Here is a 17,051-nt window from a genome sequence, read left to right on the forward strand (position 1 = left end):
ACGGTTTCGCAAAGAATTCAAAGTAAACTTTTGCGAACTTTGCGATTTTTCTTTGCGTTCATTGCGGTTGTTATTTAATACTGATTAGTTGCCATTGGATAATTTAAAATTAATTTTACACCTTCACCTGGTTGGGATGTTAATTCTAATTGAGCATTTATTAACGACGCTCTACTTTTCATATTAATTAAACCAGCCCCCTTTTCGATTTCATCTAAATTAAACCCTTTACCATCATCTTTTGCGGTAATCACTAAATTATCAGGTTGATAATCTAAAACAATAAGTATGTTTTTTGCTTCAGAATATTTTACTGAGTTTGATAAAAACTCTTGAAGAATTCTAAAAAGAATTATTTCATGCTTTCTTTCTTTAAAATCGATACTTTCCCCTATTGTTTTAAGTTCTGCCGATTCGAATGTCATTTTTTTCATTCGGTTCAATTCGTTAGTAATGGATTTTTCAAAACCAACGTTTAGTACCACCTCATTGTTTAGGGTTTTTGAAAGTGCCCGTACTTCGGCCAAGCTTTCTTTTAGCGCATCGGCAGTGTCTTTAAATTTTTCTTTCACATCGTCCGCCACCTGCATTTTTAAAATACTTAACTGCATATTCGCAAACGATAGCAACTGCCCAATATTATCGTGCAACTCCCATCCAATATTTTTCAAGGTTTGCTCTTGGGTTTCGGTTTGTGCCTGTGTAATTTCTGCTTCAAAAGCTTGTTCTTGTCTTATTTTATCGAATAATAATTTATTCTTTCTTCTTAAAAAAACCACAAAAAATACAATAACCAATGTGGTTACAATAACCAAAACAGCAATCATATACACTAATAAATAGCGTTCAGAAGCGGTGCTAGCCAACCGTTCGGTTTGTTGTATTAAAGTCGTATTAAGTAAGAGTTCGGTCATTGCTATTTATTGTTTGGCTGCTTCGGGTTTACAAAAAATTAATGCAAATGTGAATGTCAAGTACATCACTATGTTTGCAAACAAATAGATTTGCCATTTTAGGAATATAAAATTCCAATCGTAATGGGAATTATAAATATCGTAAAATACCAAAGGCGTAATAATAAGCCACCAAATAAATATGGCAGCACTTATGTAAAAATTAATGGATTTGTAAAACGTTAATATTTTTTCGCTGCTTAATATTTCAAAAAAATAAAATGCCGTACATAAAAAAATAATGACCGCTCCTAGAATGCTTATTATTGGGAAAAACTGAACAAAATAATCATCCCAATTGAATAGTATGTAAATAATTGAAAAAGCTAAAAAGCAACAACTACTGTATTTTACAATTCTTTTAAATCTTCTATTAATTAAAATGCCATAATAATAGAAAGAAAAAAATAGAATAGCGCCTATTTTCCAATACAAGGTTGACCACCAAAAATTTCTAATAAAAACAGTGTCTTCTAAAAAACTTAAAAAACCACCGTTCTTTATATAATGTACATAGCTGGCAAGAAAATCACAAACAGACAAATACACTAAAAACCATATAAAATATTTAGCAGCTGTTTGTTTATACTTGTTATAAAACAATAAACCTGTAACAGCTGCTAAAAATTCTATGCTGGAAGTAATAGTACTATTATATTCTAATAAAAATCCATTCATTAATTATTATTGTGGATAGCCCCCTTGTCCTCCATTTCCATCATTTAAAGGATCCCCTCCAGGAATATCTCCATCATTCCCTCTAAAATTAAGGTTTAAACTACTTGCTGTAGATTTTTTCCCTGTGGGCACTATAAACATGGTGGTTAAATCTTTTTTGGTTTGCCCTGCATTTTTTCCGTAAACACCTAAATAAACACGCACACCAGTCATTTGGTAGCCCAAACTATCTGCTTGGTTTTTTGCATAACCTAAATAATTTTCAATATCTTCTAATGACCAATATGTAGAGCGGTCATCCTGGTTTCTTCCTTGTTTCTGTGCTGCCGAATCTACCGCAGCTTTTCGATGTAAAGTCCAATTAGCATTCAATTCTTTAGCCTTTTCAACAGAAATGACACCTTTTGGTTTTACTATTGTTACTGAATTCTCACTGATTTGTTTCGGACAAAAAAAATAGGTTGCCAAAGCACCTATAATGATCCCTAAAATAATGTAGCTTAATTTTTTCATAATAAAAAGTTTAGTTAGTGAACTCATCTCGACTTTTTTTGCTTCAAAGCAAAAAAAGTCGAGATGAGTTCAGGTTATAATAGCAGTTTAAAAGTAGTAAAAAAAGTTTTAATTATAAGAAATAAGAGTCACTATATTAAAAAGCCTTACATGGTTCACCCCTTCCAAGTACTCAGACTCAAGATTCAAGATTCAAGACCCAAGACCATCAACCTTTCACATCTCACTATTCACGAATTAAAATTAATAGCCGTGCTATGTTTTACTTCATTAATTACAAACATACTATGAGTACTACCAATATGGTTGATAGATGTTAACTTTTTTACCAAAAACTCCCTAAAAGCAGCCATATCTTTTACCAATACTTTTAATAAGTAATCGTAATCGCCACTAATATGGTAACACTCCAACACTTCGGGCAAATTAGCAACTTCTTTTTCAAATTTAACCACATATTCTTGTGCATGTTGAATGAGCTTAATATGGCAAAAAGCTACAAACGATTTTTCTACATGATCTTTATTGACCAATGCCACATAACTATTAATAAACCCTTCTTTCTCAAGTTTTTTAATCCGTTCGTAGACTGCCGTAACAGAAAGATTTAGCTTATTTGAGAGCTCTTTATTGGTCTGTTTGCTATCTATCTGCAAATATTCCAATAGCTTTTTATCAATATCGTCAAATATCATAACTGAATAAAATTCGTTAAACTACCGTTTCTTTTATGTTTTACAAATACATAATCTATAAAAATACATAAATATAGTTTTATTTACTGATATAAATCATATATATTGTTTTTTAATCTATTAATACTGAAATTTGTTAGATAACCAATATTTAACATCATGGGCTTTAAACCTGCAAACCGCATACAGGATCTACAGTACTTTGGAGAATTTGGAGGTGTAAACCCGTCTATTTCCGATTCTTCTACCTATACGTTTTTATCAGCAAAAACCATGTTTGATACCTTTGAAGGTAATGCTGATGGATGCTATTTATACTCACGCCACTCCTCACCTTCTAATCTGTATTTAGGTGAAGCGCTTGCGGCTATGGAAGGTACCGAAACCGCCAACGTTTCAGCATCGGGTATGGGAGCCATTACCCCTGTTTTAATGCAGCTATGTGGTGCTGGCGATCATATTGTTTCTAGCCGAACTATTTATGGCGGTACCTATGCGTTCTTAAAAAATTTCATCTCCAGATTCCACGTTGAAACATCTTTCGTTGATATTACAAAATTAGATGCTGTTGAAGCTGCCATTACCAAAAACACCAAAGTGTTGTACTGTGAAACTGTCAGTAACCCGCTTTTAGAAGTAGCCGATATAAAAGGATTAGCTGCTATAGCTAAAAAACATAAGCTAAAATTGGTGGTAGATAACACGTTTTCTCCGTTATCCATTTCGCCAGCTATATGGGGTGCCGATATAATAATTCACAGTTTAACCAAATTTATTAACGGTTCCAGCGATACAGTTGGTGGTGTCGTTTGCAGTACACAAAAATTTATTAATGATTTACGTAACGTAAACCAGGGGGCGTCGATGTTGTTGGGTTCTACCATGGATAGTTTAAGAGCCGCTTCCATATTGAAAAACCTGCGTACACTTCATATAAGAATGCAGCAACACAGCAAAAACGGCTTATTTTTAGCTCAAAAGTTTGAAGCCGATGGTTTAAAAACCGTCTATCCCGGACTAAAATCACATCCTTCGCACGAACTGTTTAAAAGTATGATGAATGCTCAATATGGTTATGGCGGAATGCTCACTATTGATGTAGGCACTTTAGAAAAGGCCAATGAATTGATGGAACTTATGCAAAACAGAAACTTAGGCTATCTTGCTGTTAGTTTGGGTTTTTACAAAACGCTGTTTAGCGCTCCAGGAACTTCTACATCGTCTGAAATACCTGAGCATGAACAAAAAGCGATGGGCATAAGTGATGGTTTAATTCGTTTCTCAATTGGGTTGGATGATGATATTGAACGCACCTACCACATGATGAATGCCTGCATGAAAGAACTTGGTATTCTATAAACTAAATCCCTTGTAGTCGTTTCCAAATACGAACCATTACCTTGTTAAAATCATTGGTATTTGGCTCAAAAGGCTTCATGTTTAAGCGACCTTTTTCTTTAAAAAGCAACATGTGAAACACAGAAGAATTAGGTTTTTTTCCATCTAATAAGGGATAGCGCAAATCATTATATTGGTATTGGTTATTGCCTATTTTATAAACACTGTAGTATTGATTGCTAAACCTCGCTAAATTTTTAATATCGTCAAACGCTTCAGGTTGTAAATCGCGTTGTTTTGGCAATTCAACAAAGTCTAAAAACCTATTTTCCGTATCTAATAATGAGTAATATGAAACATAATAAGATGTTTCCGTTTCTGCAATTCCGTACCACAAAACATTATTAAATAGAGTTGGTTGCGTACTAAATCTAATCATCTTCAAATTACTTTCTGCTATTGATTTTCTAAAAACAGCATCAACATATAGTTTGTTTGCAATAGTTAAAACCATATAAATAGAACTAATACCCAACCCCAACTTCAACCAAAACCGTCTTCTAATATCTTTTCTGTTGAAAAACATTAAAACTATCATACAAATTAGAAATGGTAAGGTATAAAAAGGGTCAACCACTGCTATATTATTAAAAGCAAACCTATAATCACTAAATGGTGCAAAAAGCTGTGTTCCGTAAGGTGTAAAACAATCTAATATGATATGCGTAAACAGCGACCAGAAAAACAATGATATCCAATCTTTTGAGGGGGTAGTGCCAATTCGATTTCCAGAATTATATAATTTGAAAACACCCCAACCCAAAATGAAAGCTGCTAAAATCGAAAACAAAATAGAATGCATAAACCCTCTATGAAAAAGCATGGCATCAATTTCATGGTTATAAATTATATTACCAAAATAAACATCCAAGTCTGGTATAGTGCCTCCAATGGCGCCAAATAACAATGCTTTATTGCCTATTTTCTTCCCTAAAACAGCTTCACCACAAGCAGCTCCTAAAACAATTTGAGTTAATGAGTCCATTAATTTTTATAAATAATAAATAGAAGAAACAAAAGTACACATTAAATCCATTTGCATACATTCATCTAAAATTGTAACATTACAGAACTAATTATACACAATGCAAGACGACAAAAATATTTCCAAAATAGAAATCGAGAATCAACACATTATAGAAAACAAAGAACTCAACATTTGGGAAGCTATAATTCCAGTAGTTATTTTAATGGGAATGCTTGCCTACAATATCTTTTTTGTTGAAGATCAAGAATGGTTTGGCACGTACACCAACCAAATTATTTTACTTCTTGGTGGATTAGTTGCTGCTACTGTTGGTTTGTTCAACAAAGTAACTGTAGAACGTATGTTAAAAGAAATTTGGGAAAACCTAAAAAGTGTTTTTATCCCAATCATGATTTTGTTTTTAGTGGGTGCTTTGGCAGGAACTTGGTTAATTAGTGGTGTTATTCCCGCCATGGTGTATTATGGTTTACAAGTTTTAAGTCCGTCTATATTTTTACCCGCATCGGTAATAATTTGTGCCGTTATTTCAATAGCAACAGGAAGCTCTTGGACTACTTCGGCAACTGTAGGTATTGCACTAGTTGGCATTGGTACTGCATTAGGTATAAACACGGGTATGATCGCTGGAGCGGTGGTTTCTGGTGCCTATTTTGGTGATAAAATGTCACCTTTAAGTGATACTACCAACTTAGCCCCTGCAATGGCTGGCACCGATTTGTTTACCCATATCAGATACATGACTATTACAACGGTTCCTACGCTTATTGTAACACTAATTGTTTTTGGTATTATAAGTATGAATATTGAACCATCGGGAAGCGCCGACTTAAGTAGTCTTCTATCAACCATCAACACAACGTTTAATACTTCGCCTTGGCTTTTTATAGTGCCTCTGGTTGTAATAGCGTTAATTCTTTTAAAAACAAAACCATTAATTGCTTTGGGTACAGGCGTTTTGTTAGCTGCTATTTTTGCCTTTATATTTCAACCCGAAATTTTAGCCCATTTGTCTAATTCAAAATTAAAATCCATAACCACCTCTATATTAACAGATACACAAATCACTACCAACAACGAAAAATTAAACGCCCTGTTTTCCTCAGGCGGCATGAAAGGTATGCTCTGGACCATCTATTTAATTATTTGTGCCATGGTTTTTGGTGGTATTATGGATGGCATTGGTGCGTTATCAAGAATTACAAAAGCTTTACTTTCTGTTGCTACTACTATTTTCGGACTCTTTGCAAGTACCGTTATAAGTTGCTTGGGTTTAAATGCTATAGCATCCGACCAATATTTAGCTATTGTGATCCCAGGAAAAATGTTTAAAAAAGCCTATGAAGACCGAGGTTTGGCTCCTGAAAATTTAAGCAGAACATTGGAAGATTCAGGTACAGTTACTTCTGTTTTAATTCCTTGGAACACCTGTGGTGCTTACCAAAGCGGTGTTTTAGGAGTTGATACACTTCACTATGCAGGTTATGCCGTATTTAATTGGTTAAGCCCGTTTACAACACTACTTTTTGCCGCCCTAAGAATAAAAATAAAAGAATTGTCAAAAAAGTAACTTACAAAGTGTACTGTATTTGTCAATTCATTGTGAAGTTGACAATATAATACCAGCTATTTTGTCAAATTAACAAAAATAGCCCTACAATTTTAAATCCATTTTTATTAGCTATTACTCCATAAGTTTTACTAATTGAAAAACGATTGAAATCGCCATAACGAGTCTTAAGTTTGCATCAAATAAATTATTAAAAATTTCAATATGGCATTAGTAGGAAAAAAATTCCCGAATTTAAGCGTTAACGCAATGAACGACATGGGCGATACTTTTAAAGTAAACGTTCTTGAAGAAGCAGTTAACAATAAGAAAAAAGTAGTTTTATTTTGGTATCCAAAAGATTTCACCTTTGTTTGTCCAACCGAGTTACATGCGTTTCAAGCTGCATTAGGTGAATTTGAAAAAAGAAACACATTAGTTATTGGGGCTTCTTGTGATACAGCCGAAGTTCACTTTGCATGGCTAAGCACTCCTAAAGACAATGGAGGTATTGAAGGTATAACGTATCCATTATTGGCAGATTCCAATAGAAACTTAGCATCTAATTTAGGCATTTTAGACATCATAAACGAACAATTCAACGAAGAAACGGGTATCATAACTGTTGAAGGTGATAATGTAACTTACAGAGCTACCTATATTATAGATGAAGAAGGTATCGTACAACACGAAAGCATTAATAACATGCCACTTGGTAGAAATGTAAATGAGTATTTACGTTTAGTTGATGCCCTAACACATGTTCAAGAAAAAGGTGAAGTGTGCCCAGCAAACTGGGAAGAAGGCAAACAAGCGATGCAAGCGAATGCTAAAGGAACTGCTGAGTACCTTAAAACGCACTTAAACTAAGTTAATATGCTTAAAGAATTAGAACAAGATAACTTAACCGAATTGGTATCAAATAACGGTACCGTAATTGTTCAGTATTCTGCTAGTTGGTGTGGTAATTGCCGCATTATGAAGCCAAAATTTAAAAAGCTAGCAACAGAAAATGAAACCATTACATTTGTTATGGCCGATGCCGAAAAGTTTCCGGAATCTAGAAAATTAGCGACTGTGGATAATTTACCTACGTTTGCAACATTCAAAAACGGTGCTTTTGTAAATCAAGTTCAAACAAATAAATTCGAAGTTTTAAAAGAATTAGTTGATGAAGTTACCAGTAATTAAGCATTTAACACAGTTTATTGAAGACAATGATGAAGATTTCATCATAGAAACCATTGAAACTTTAGAAGCATTAACAGAAGTACCATCGTTAAAAGATGAAGAATTGGACGTTATTGGAGAGCTTATTTCCAATATGTATGGTGCTGTTGAAGTTAATAAAATGATTAAAGACGGTACCCCTAAAAAAGATGCTCTTAATAACTTTATGAGTAGGGTTTTAGGTTCTATAGATAAATAATGTAAATTATTTTAAGCATTTAAAAAGCCACTTTTCGTAATTTAAAAAGTGGCTTTTATATTTCTTTAAATGATCTCTGATGTTAATCTAAATCAAAACGATCCAGATTCATTACTTTATTCCAAGCAGTAACAAAATCATTTACAAATTTTTCTTTTGAATCTTCACAAGCGTAAACCTCGGCAATAGCACGTAACTCAGAGTTTGATCCGAAAATTAAATCGGCTCTCGTTCCCGTCCATTTCAGGGTCCCTGTTTTTCTATCACGTCCTTCAAAAACTTCATCAGATTCTGAAGATTTTTTCCATTCAGTACCCATACTTAATAAATTCACAAAGAAATCGTTAGTAAGCGTTTCTGGTTTATTTGTAAATACACCGTTTTTAGATTGATTAAAGTTTGTACCCAATACACGCATACCACCGACAAGAACCGTCATTTCAGGTGCGGTTAATGTTAAAAGTTGTGCTTTATCAATCAATAATTCCTCGGTTGACACATCAAACTTTGTTTTACGATAGTTTCTAAATCCATCAGCATAAGGTTCTAAGTATTTAAAGGAATCTACCTCTGTTTGCTCTTGCGATGCGTCCATACGTCCTGGTGTAAAAGGCACTTCTATAGTATATCCTGCATTTTGTGCCGCTTTTTCAACGCCTGCACAACCTGCCAGTACAATTAAATCGGCTATAGATACTTTTTTATCACCATTGGTAAATTCTTTTTGTATGCCTTCAATCACCCCTAAAACTTTTGCTAACTGAGAAGGATTATTCACTTCCCAATCTTTTTGAGGTACTAAACGGATACGTGCACCATTGGCACCACCACGTTTATCAGAACCACGAAACGTTGATGCCGATGCCCAAGCTGTAGATACCAACTCAGATACCGATAAACCTGAATTTAATATTTTAGCTTTCAAACTGGCGACATCATTTTTATCTATCAATTTATGGTTAACAGCAGGAATAGGATCTTGCCAAATAAGTTCTTCTTTAGGTACTTCTGGTCCCAAATAACGTGCTATTGGTCCCATATCACGATGTGTTAACTTGTACCAAGCCTTTGCAAAAGCATCTGCAAATTCATCAGGATTTTCATAAAAACGTCTCGATATCTTTTCATAAGCAGGGTCAAAACGCAAAGATAAATCGGTAGTTAACATAGTAGGCAGATGCTTTTTAGATGCATCAAAAGCATCTGGAATGGTCGCTTCTGCATTTTTAGCTACCCATTGTATGGCTCCTGCTGGACTTTTTGTTTGTTCCCATTCATAACCAAACAAGTTTTCAAAAAAGAGATTGCTCCATTTTGTTGGGGTTTGTGTCCAAATAACTTCAGGCCCACCTGTAATAGCGTCAGGCCCCTTTCCAGATTTATAAGTATTTTTCCAACCAAAACCTTGCTCTTCAATAGCTGCTGCTTCCGGTTCAACACCTACATACTGCCCAGGATCTGCTGCACCATGGGTCTTACCAAACGAATGGCCTCCTGCAATAAGAGCCACGGTTTCTTCGTCATTCATAGCCATACGCTTAAAGGTTTCTCTAATGTCTACAGCAGCCGAAAGTGGATCACCATTACCGTTAGGTCCTTCGGGATTCACATAAATCAATCCCATTTGCACAGCGGCAAGGGGATCTTCCAAATCACGTTCACCAGTATACCTTTTATCATCCAACCAAGTATTTTCGGAACCCCAATATACATCTTCTTCCGGTTCCCAAACATCTTCACGACCACCTGCAAAACCAAACGTTTTAAATCCCATCGATTCCAAAGCTACATTGCCCGATAATACCATAAGGTCTGCCCATGATATTTTTTTACCATACTTCTGTTTTATTGGCCAAAGTAGTCTCCGTGCTTTATCGAGACTCGCATTATCTGGCCAACTGTTGAGCGGTGCAAAACGTTGTTGACCTGCACCTGCACCTCCACGACCATCACCTATACGATACGTACCGGCACTATGCCAAGCTAAACGGATAAATAGCCCTCCGTAATGGCCATAATCTGCTGGCCACCAATCTTGTGAATCAGTCATTAAATCTGTTAAGTCTTTCTTTAACGCGTTAAAATCTATTTTTTTAAACGCTTCGGCGTAACTAAATCCATCTCCCATAGGATTAGATAAGGCTGAATGCTGACGCAGTATGTTTAATTTCAATCTATTGGGCCACCAGTCTAGATTTTTCGCACCACCTCCAGCAGCTTGCTTCGGAGCAGCCCCTGAAAACGGACACTTTTCTCCAGATACACTTGAATGCTTACTATTTTCCATTTTTAAAATTTTTATATTATTCTGAATACCCTAAAGTTAAGAATTACCAAATAAAAAACAGCATAACCTTATCTATATAAATTATGTAATAATTGACAAAATTTATTTGTGATAATTATCAACCCTATAAAAACAAAAAAACAACTTCAAATAAATGAAGCAGATTTTAACTAATCTAACTTAGGTACTTAGTAGTACATACCAGCCATTTTAATATCTCCTTTCATCATTTTATTTTGAGTTGTTAAACCTTAACCAACAAAGAGTATGATTGCAAAAACAGTAGCAGTAAATAAATTTGATTTTTTATGACAATATTTTTTATTTATCCCCACGAAGGTGAGAATCTCATTCAAAATAAGTGTAAAATCTTAATAAGTGTAGGTTTTCAAAAACCAATCCTTTAACAGAATATTAACAAATGAATTTAAAAATTATAAGCCCTATTTCAACTTAAGACTTAATAATTACTATTTTTATACCATAATTTAAAAACAATAGAATGGCTACAGTAACATTAAAAGGAAACCCTATAAAAACCTCTGGAGAACTACCTAAAGTTGGAGCAAAAGCACCTGATTTCACATTAACAGCAACCGATTTATCTTCAAAAAGTTTAAGTGATTTTGCTGGAAGTAAATTAGTTTTGAACATTTTCCCAAGTGTTGATACTGGTACTTGTGCACAATCTGTAAGACAGTTTAATCAAGAAGCCAGTGAACTGGAAAACACAAAAGTGCTTTGTATATCCCATGATTTACCTTTCGCTCTAAATCGTTTTTGTGGTGCTGAAGGATTAAATAATGTTATAAGCCTATCTGATTACAAAGACGGAAGCTTTGGAAAAGCATACGGATTAAACTTTATTACAGGTCCTCTAGAAGCATTACACTCGAGATGCGTCGTTGTTTTAGATGAAAATGGTACTGTTTTATATTCCGAACAAGTTGCTGAAATCGTAGACGAACCTAATTACAAGGCGGCATTAGAAGCTTTACACGCTTAATTGAATAAGATTAAATGACCAAAAAAGAATCCCCCTTTGTTGTTAACCGAATAAAAAGTGTTGGTTACGCTTTTAAAGGTGCTATCATGCTTTTAAGGAATGAAGCTAGCGTAAAAGTTCAGTTTACAATAGCCTTACTTGTTACAGCTGCAGGATTCTTTTTTGACATTTCTTTAAACGAATGGATTTCGCAACTACTGGCAATAGGTTTGGTTATGAGTATGGAAGGCATTAATACGGCAATAGAAGAAATGGCTAATTTTATTCATCCAGAGCATCATAACAAAATCGGCTTAATAAAAGATATAGCTGCTGGTGCGGTATTTTTTTCTTCTATTTTTGCTATTATTATCGGATTTATTATCTATTTACCAAAGATTTTTTAAATACTATAACCTATAGGTTAACCGTTAGTAATTTGTATTTTTGTTTAAACTAACAGTGCATTAATGGCGAAGAAAAAAAACGACACCAACAAACAACCAAGAAAAAAATTTAAAATGCCAAGTTTTAAGTTATCGAGCCAGCAAAGACTGGTATTTGGTAGCTTTTTAGTCATCTTTGGCTTTATACTTTTCATGGCATTTCTTTCGTTTCTTTTTACTGGTGAGGCAGACCAAAGTAGTTTATCTAATTTTGCATCACGCGGTGTGAAAACAGAAAATTGGGTGAGTAAATCTGGTGCTTGGTTAAGTGACTTCTTCATTCAGCGTGGGTTTGGGGTTGCTTCATTCATAATTTCTGGACTTATATTTTTATCGGGGATTTATGTTTTAATGAATCTTAGTAAAGCCAAACTAAGAACACACTGGTTTTGGGGTATGTTTATTGTCATTTGGCTATCCATTTTATTCGGTTTTTTTGGAAACACAAACGATGTGCTTGGTGGTACCATTGGTTTTGAAGTTAATATGTTCCTTCAAGATTACATAGGAAAAATAGGTACTTCACTCCTGCTCTTATTTGGATTGATTACCTATTTAGCTATTCGATTTAAAGTCACTTTCGAAAGTTTTACAACTATTTTCAAATCGGCAAAAAGTAAGATCAAAGATGATTTTTACAATCCAGATGGTGATGAATCAATTATTGCTTTAGATAATAACCTGTCAGAAGAAGCTACTGCTATTAAATCGGCTTTCAAAATTCCTTTAGAAGATACTGAATCTGCTCCAAAAAAAGAAGCAAATCTTGTTACTGAAACAGCACCTTTAGTAGTTAAAACCCCCATAAAAGAAGATCTTGAAGATGATAATTTAGACTTAGAAATAGAAGTTGAGAAAGTAGCCGAAGAGCAATCTGAAACCAACAACCTTTCGGATAAATTAGTTGAAGATTTTGGGCTATTCGACCCCACACTCGAATTATCAAAATACCAATTCCCTCCGTTAGACCTTCTTAAAAAATATGATTCCGAAGGTATTACTATCAACCAAGAAGAATTAGAAGAAAATAAAAATAAAATTGTAGAAACCTTAAAAAACTACAATATTGGCATTGCGAGTATAAAGGCAACTATTGGACCAACAGTCACCCTATATGAAATTGTACCCGATGCTGGTATTCGAATTTCAAAAATAAAAAATTTAGAAGACGATATTGCCTTATCACTTTCTGCACTAGGTATTCGTATCATTGCGCCAATTCCTGGAAAAGGAACTATTGGTATTGAAGTACCTAATAAGAATGCTACTATTGTATCCATGCGTTCAGTAATTGCCTCGAAAAAGTTTCAAACATCTGATATGCAATTGCCTATTGCTTTAGGAAAAACCATTAGCAACGAAACTTTTGTGGTTGATTTAGCTAAAATGCCCCACTTGCTTATGGCAGGTGCAACCGGACAAGGAAAATCCGTAGGATTGAATGCAGTACTTACCTCATTACTTTACAAAAAGCATCCAGCCGAAGTAAAATTTGTTTTAGTAGATCCTAAAAAAGTTGAGTTAACCCTTTTTAATAAAATTGAGCGTCATTATTTAGCTAAACTGCCCGATAGTGAAGATGCTATTATAACCGATAATACCAAAGTAATCAATACATTAAATTCATTATGTATTGAAATGGATAACCGCTACGAGTTATTAAAAAATGCTTTATGTAGAAACATTGCCGAATACAATGTAAAATTCAAAGCTCGTAAATTAAACCCTAACGATGGTCATCAATTTTTACCATACATTGTTTTAGTGGTCGATGAGTTTGCCGATTTAATTATGACAGCCGGTAAAGAGGTTGAAACCCCTATTGCTCGTTTAGCGCAATTAGCACGTGCCATTGGTATTCACTTAATTATTGCTACGCAACGTCCGTCGGTAAACGTTATTACAGGTATTATTAAAGCCAATTTCCCGGCACGTATCGCATTTAGAGTAACCTCAAAAATAGATTCTAGAACTATTTTGGATGGTTCAGGTGCCGACCAACTTATAGGTCGTGGTGATATGTTATTCACACAAGGCAACGATTTAATTCGTGTACAATGTGCTTTTGTTGACACACCCGAAGTTGAAAAAATTACCGATTATATCGGGTCACAAAAAGCATACCCAGAAGCCTATTTGCTTCCTGAATTTGTTGGTGAGGAAAATGGCACAAGTCTTGATATAGATATAGAAGACCGAGATAAATTATTTAGGGAAGCTGCCGAAGTTATAGTTACAGCACAACAAGGTTCTGCCTCTTTATTGCAACGAAAATTGAAATTAGGCTATAATCGTGCCGGTAGATTAATTGACCAATTAGAAGCCGCAGGTATCGTAGGGCCGTTTGAAGGCAGTAAAGCAAGACAGGTGTTAATAACCGACTTAACGGCTTTGGATAAACATTTAGAAAATGAAACTTTATAATAAAAATAAAATGAGAATTAAGAATATCCTATTGGCTTTAATAATAACAGCAGCATCGCTTAATGGTTTTGCCCAAAATAAAGCTAAAACACTTTTAAATCAAGTCTCTCAAAAAGTAAAAAGCTATGATAATATTTCTATAGAATTCAAATATGTTTTAGAAAATACTGCCGAAAAAATAAAACAAGAAACTAAAGGGGATGTTATTATGCAAGGTGAAAAGTATAAACTGAATATACTTGGTGTAACACGCCTTTTTGATGGAAAAAAACTTTACAGTATTAGCATTGAAGATGAAGAAGTTACTATTTCATCTGAAAGTGAAACTGATGAAGGCGCCATAACACCTAGCAAAATGTTATCTTTTTATGAAGATGGCTATACCTACGCCATGGATATTGTGCAAAATATAAACGGTAGAAAAATACAATTGGTAAAACTGACCCCAATTGATTCTAAATCTGAAATAAAATACATTCTTTTAGGGATAGACAACCAAACAAAACACATTTACAACTTAATGCAAATTGGCAAAAACGGCACAAAAACCACATTAACCGTTAATTCTTTTAAAACAAACGAGCCTTTATCAAAAACCTTATTTACCTTTGATGCCAATAAATACAAAGGCTATTATATTAATAAGCTTAATTAAACTCAAGTTATTGTATTTACTTGGCATATAATCTGCTTAAAATAAAGCCGATTTGATAATTATATTATTGAAATTCAAAGGGTGAAAATACTAGACCGATACATACTAACCACTTACCTTAAAACTTTTTTCAGCGTGTTTATTATACTCATGCTGATTTTTGTTTTACAAACCATCTGGCTATATATTAGAGAACTATCTGGCAAAGATTTAGACATAGTCGTCATCTTTAAGTTTTTGTTTTATTTCATGCCCAAACTTATACCGCTAGTATTACCACTAACCATCCTTTTGGCTTCTATTATGGTATTTGGCAGTTTTGCTGAAAACTACGAGTTTGCTGCTATGAAATCTACAGGTATTTCGCTTCAACGTGCTATGTCTGGTCTTAGTATTTTTATTGTTATACTGGGAATCGTTACCTTTTTCTTTTCCAATAACGTTATTCCTTGGGCAGAACTTAATTCTTTTAACTTACGCACCAACATAGCCAAACTAAAACCTGCTATGTTACTTGCTAAAGGACAGTTTAATGAAGTTGAAGGAACCTCATACAATATTAAGTTTGAAGATAAGCATGGTGATAGAGACCAATATCTTGATAATGTAACCATTCATGTTAAAGGCAGTGATGGCAGAACCAATGCCACAACCATAAAATCCAAAAGCGGTGAACTTGCCAATGAAAAAGATTCCAATGTTTTAAAGCTTATTTTATTAGACGGGAATTATTATACCGATGTATCTACCAATAACATAAAATCCAGAAACAAAAAGCCTTTTGCTAAAAGCTCTTTTGAAAAGTATATTATAAATATCGATTTGTCACAAATGAACAATGTCGATTTTGATGAACAATCCCAAACAGATAAATACAATATGCTCGATGTGGTTGGTTTACATAAAACCATCGATTCTTTATCTAAAAAAGAAATAACATCCCACGAAATACTATCAAAAAATTTGTTTCAACGCTCTAACGTTATTGCAATCAAGAGAAAAGAAAAAAAAGTTGCCGATTCTACATACTTAGGTCCTATTTTAGATATTTTCAACACTAAAGAAAAATACGAGTTGGTTGATGCTTCCTTAAAAACCGTAACAAGCTCTAAACAAGTTATTAAAACAAATGAAGCTACTAGAAAAAGTTCTAAAGAATGGTTAAATAAACATATCATTTCTTTACACGAAAAATTTGCCCTAGGCTTTGCCTGTATTATTTTATTCTTTGTAGGCGCTCCACTTGGTGCTTTGATACGTAAAGGTGGTATAGGCCTACCCATGGTTATAGCCATTATACTCTTTTTAACCTACCATTTTATAGGTATTTTTGCAACAAACAGTGCAAAAAATGGAAGTTTCAACCCTATATTGGCGAGTTGGTTTTCTACACTCGTAATGTTGCCTCTCGGTATCTTTTTAACACGACGTGCTACTGCCGACAAAGGCTTGTTTGATTTTGATGGCCTTATTGAACCCATTAAGAAAATGCTCAATATAAAAGAAAAAGATAGTATTGATTATAAGTTTCTTTCATCTTATAAAAATGACGAATTAATTGATGTTATCAATAACTATGAAACTCTTGGGCATTTAGAAGATAGCCGGTATGAAGCTTTAAAAATATTAAATGAGCGAGGCCTAACCAAAAAACAATTGCGAGACGAAGGTTTGGAAATAAATACTATTTATGATGATTCTGAACGTATTGCAAAAGATTATAAAGATCATGCTAAATTAGCTATCGTATTATATAGTATTGGTGTAGTTTTACTTATCCTCCACTTTGTTTTTAAAAACAATAAAATGCCATCATTAGCATCGGCTTCCATACAACTTAGTATGACATCGCTATTGTTGTATTTGGTTTATTACGTAAAATCGTTAATTAATGCCTCTAAGTTTTACAAGCACATTAACAAAAAAGAGAAAAGGCCAAACCCAATACTTATAATTATAGGAATCCCTTTATATTTTATTGCCTATCTGTTTTTAGGCGATAAAGTGAAGGAAGACTTAAAGCAAAATTGCTTAGAATCTTTAAAATAAGCAAT

The 17,051-nt window shown here is 34.0% G+C and carries 16 protein-coding genes; 10 read left to right on the top strand and 6 right to left on the bottom strand.

All coding sequences use genetic code 11. The features are described 5' to 3' along the window. Window positions 1-74 precede the first annotated feature (74 nt). The 4 genes from ACGLWY_RS07115 to ACGLWY_RS07130 all read right to left on the bottom strand — a co-directional run bounded on the left by ACGLWY_RS07115 (window position 75) and on the right by ACGLWY_RS07130 (window position 2,839). On the bottom strand, window positions 75-914 hold the full coding sequence (locus ACGLWY_RS07115; protein ID WP_396618985.1) for a sensor histidine kinase: 840 nt from the start codon (window positions 912-914) through the stop codon (window positions 75-77). A 6-nt stretch (window positions 915-920) separates the two neighbouring features. Next, window positions 921-1,631: a hypothetical protein gene (locus ACGLWY_RS07120; protein WP_396618986.1), complete on the bottom strand. Its 711-nt coding sequence runs from the start codon at window positions 1,629-1,631 to the stop codon at window positions 921-923. Between the two features lie 6 nt (window positions 1,632-1,637). Beyond that, a complete protein-coding gene (locus ACGLWY_RS07125) occupies window positions 1,638-2,144 on the bottom strand; it encodes a hypothetical protein (protein ID WP_396618987.1) in 507 nt (168 codons plus the stop codon). 230 nt (window positions 2,145-2,374) lie between these two features. Next, window positions 2,375-2,839, bottom strand: coding sequence for an Lrp/AsnC family transcriptional regulator (locus ACGLWY_RS07130; RefSeq protein ID WP_396618988.1), 465 nt, complete (start codon window positions 2,837-2,839; stop codon window positions 2,375-2,377). 159 nt (window positions 2,840-2,998) lie between these two features. On the opposite strand from ACGLWY_RS07130, the gene ACGLWY_RS07135 reads away from it, so the two are divergent. Beyond that, window positions 2,999-4,198 carry an aminotransferase class I/II-fold pyridoxal phosphate-dependent enzyme gene (locus tag ACGLWY_RS07135; protein ID WP_396618989.1) on the top strand — a complete coding sequence of 400 codons (1,200 nt, stop codon included), beginning with the start codon at window positions 2,999-3,001 and terminating at the stop codon, window positions 4,196-4,198. 1 nt (window position 4,199) lies between these two features. Here the strand turns inward: ACGLWY_RS07135 and ACGLWY_RS07140 are convergent, their stop codons facing one another. After that, complete coding sequence (locus ACGLWY_RS07140; RefSeq protein WP_396618990.1) at window positions 4,200-5,222, bottom strand: metal-dependent hydrolase; 1,023 nt, start codon at window positions 5,220-5,222, stop codon at window positions 4,200-4,202. Window positions 5,223-5,322: 100 nt separating this feature from the next. Here ACGLWY_RS07140 and nhaC point away from each other — a divergent pair, with 100 nt between their 5' ends. The 4 genes from nhaC (at window position 5,323) to ACGLWY_RS07160 (ending at window position 8,200) form a co-directional block, all read left to right on the top strand. Next, window positions 5,323-6,792 (top strand): Na+/H+ antiporter NhaC, encoded by a 1,470-nt coding sequence (nhaC, locus tag ACGLWY_RS07145; RefSeq protein WP_396618991.1) that lies wholly within the window; start codon window positions 5,323-5,325, stop codon window positions 6,790-6,792. Between the two features lie 204 nt (window positions 6,793-6,996). Next, the gene (locus tag ACGLWY_RS07150) at window positions 6,997-7,641 is read left to right on the top strand and encodes a peroxiredoxin (protein ID WP_396618992.1); all 645 of its coding nucleotides are present in this window, start codon (window positions 6,997-6,999) and stop codon (window positions 7,639-7,641) included. Between the two features lie 6 nt (window positions 7,642-7,647). Then, entirely contained in the window at window positions 7,648-7,962 is a 315-nt protein-coding gene (locus tag ACGLWY_RS07155) for a thioredoxin family protein (protein WP_396618993.1), read from the top strand. Continuing rightward, window positions 7,943-8,200, top strand: a complete 258-nt coding sequence (locus tag ACGLWY_RS07160; RefSeq protein WP_396618994.1) for a DUF6952 family protein — start codon at window positions 7,943-7,945, stop codon at window positions 8,198-8,200. The genes ACGLWY_RS07155 and ACGLWY_RS07160 overlap by 20 nt, the downstream gene beginning before the upstream one ends. Window positions 8,201-8,282: 82 nt before the next feature. On the opposite strand, the gene katG is transcribed toward ACGLWY_RS07160, so the two are convergent. Beyond that, window positions 8,283-10,487, bottom strand: a complete 2,205-nt coding sequence (gene katG, locus ACGLWY_RS07165) for a catalase/peroxidase HPI (RefSeq protein WP_396618995.1) — start codon at window positions 10,485-10,487, stop codon at window positions 8,283-8,285. Window positions 10,488-10,989: 502 nt separating this feature from the next. Here katG and tpx point away from each other — a divergent pair. The 5 genes from tpx (at window position 10,990) to ACGLWY_RS07190 (ending at window position 17,046) form a co-directional block, all read left to right on the top strand. Then, window positions 10,990-11,493: a thiol peroxidase gene (tpx, locus tag ACGLWY_RS07170; RefSeq protein ID WP_396618996.1), complete on the top strand. Its 504-nt coding sequence runs from the start codon at window positions 10,990-10,992 to the stop codon at window positions 11,491-11,493. A gap of 14 nt (window positions 11,494-11,507) precedes the next feature. Next, window positions 11,508-11,879 (top strand): diacylglycerol kinase family protein, encoded by a 372-nt coding sequence (locus ACGLWY_RS07175; RefSeq protein WP_396618997.1) that lies wholly within the window; start codon window positions 11,508-11,510, stop codon window positions 11,877-11,879. Window positions 11,880-11,942: 63 nt separating this feature from the next. Next, the gene (locus ACGLWY_RS07180; RefSeq protein ID WP_396618998.1) at window positions 11,943-14,342 is read left to right on the top strand and encodes a DNA translocase FtsK; all 2,400 of its coding nucleotides are present in this window, start codon (window positions 11,943-11,945) and stop codon (window positions 14,340-14,342) included. 10 nt (window positions 14,343-14,352) lie between these two features. Further along, window positions 14,353-14,997 carry an outer membrane lipoprotein carrier protein LolA gene (locus ACGLWY_RS07185; protein WP_396618999.1) on the top strand — a complete coding sequence of 215 codons (645 nt, stop codon included), beginning with the start codon at window positions 14,353-14,355 and terminating at the stop codon, window positions 14,995-14,997. Between the two features lie 81 nt (window positions 14,998-15,078). Next, on the top strand, window positions 15,079-17,046 hold the full coding sequence (locus ACGLWY_RS07190; RefSeq protein WP_396619000.1) for an LptF/LptG family permease: 1,968 nt from the start codon (window positions 15,079-15,081) through the stop codon (window positions 17,044-17,046). Window positions 17,047-17,051 lie beyond the last annotated feature (5 nt).

The sequence above is a fragment of the Mariniflexile sp. HMF6888 genome (assembly GCF_044335535.1).
Classification (GTDB): domain Bacteria; phylum Bacteroidota; class Bacteroidia; order Flavobacteriales; family Flavobacteriaceae; genus Mariniflexile.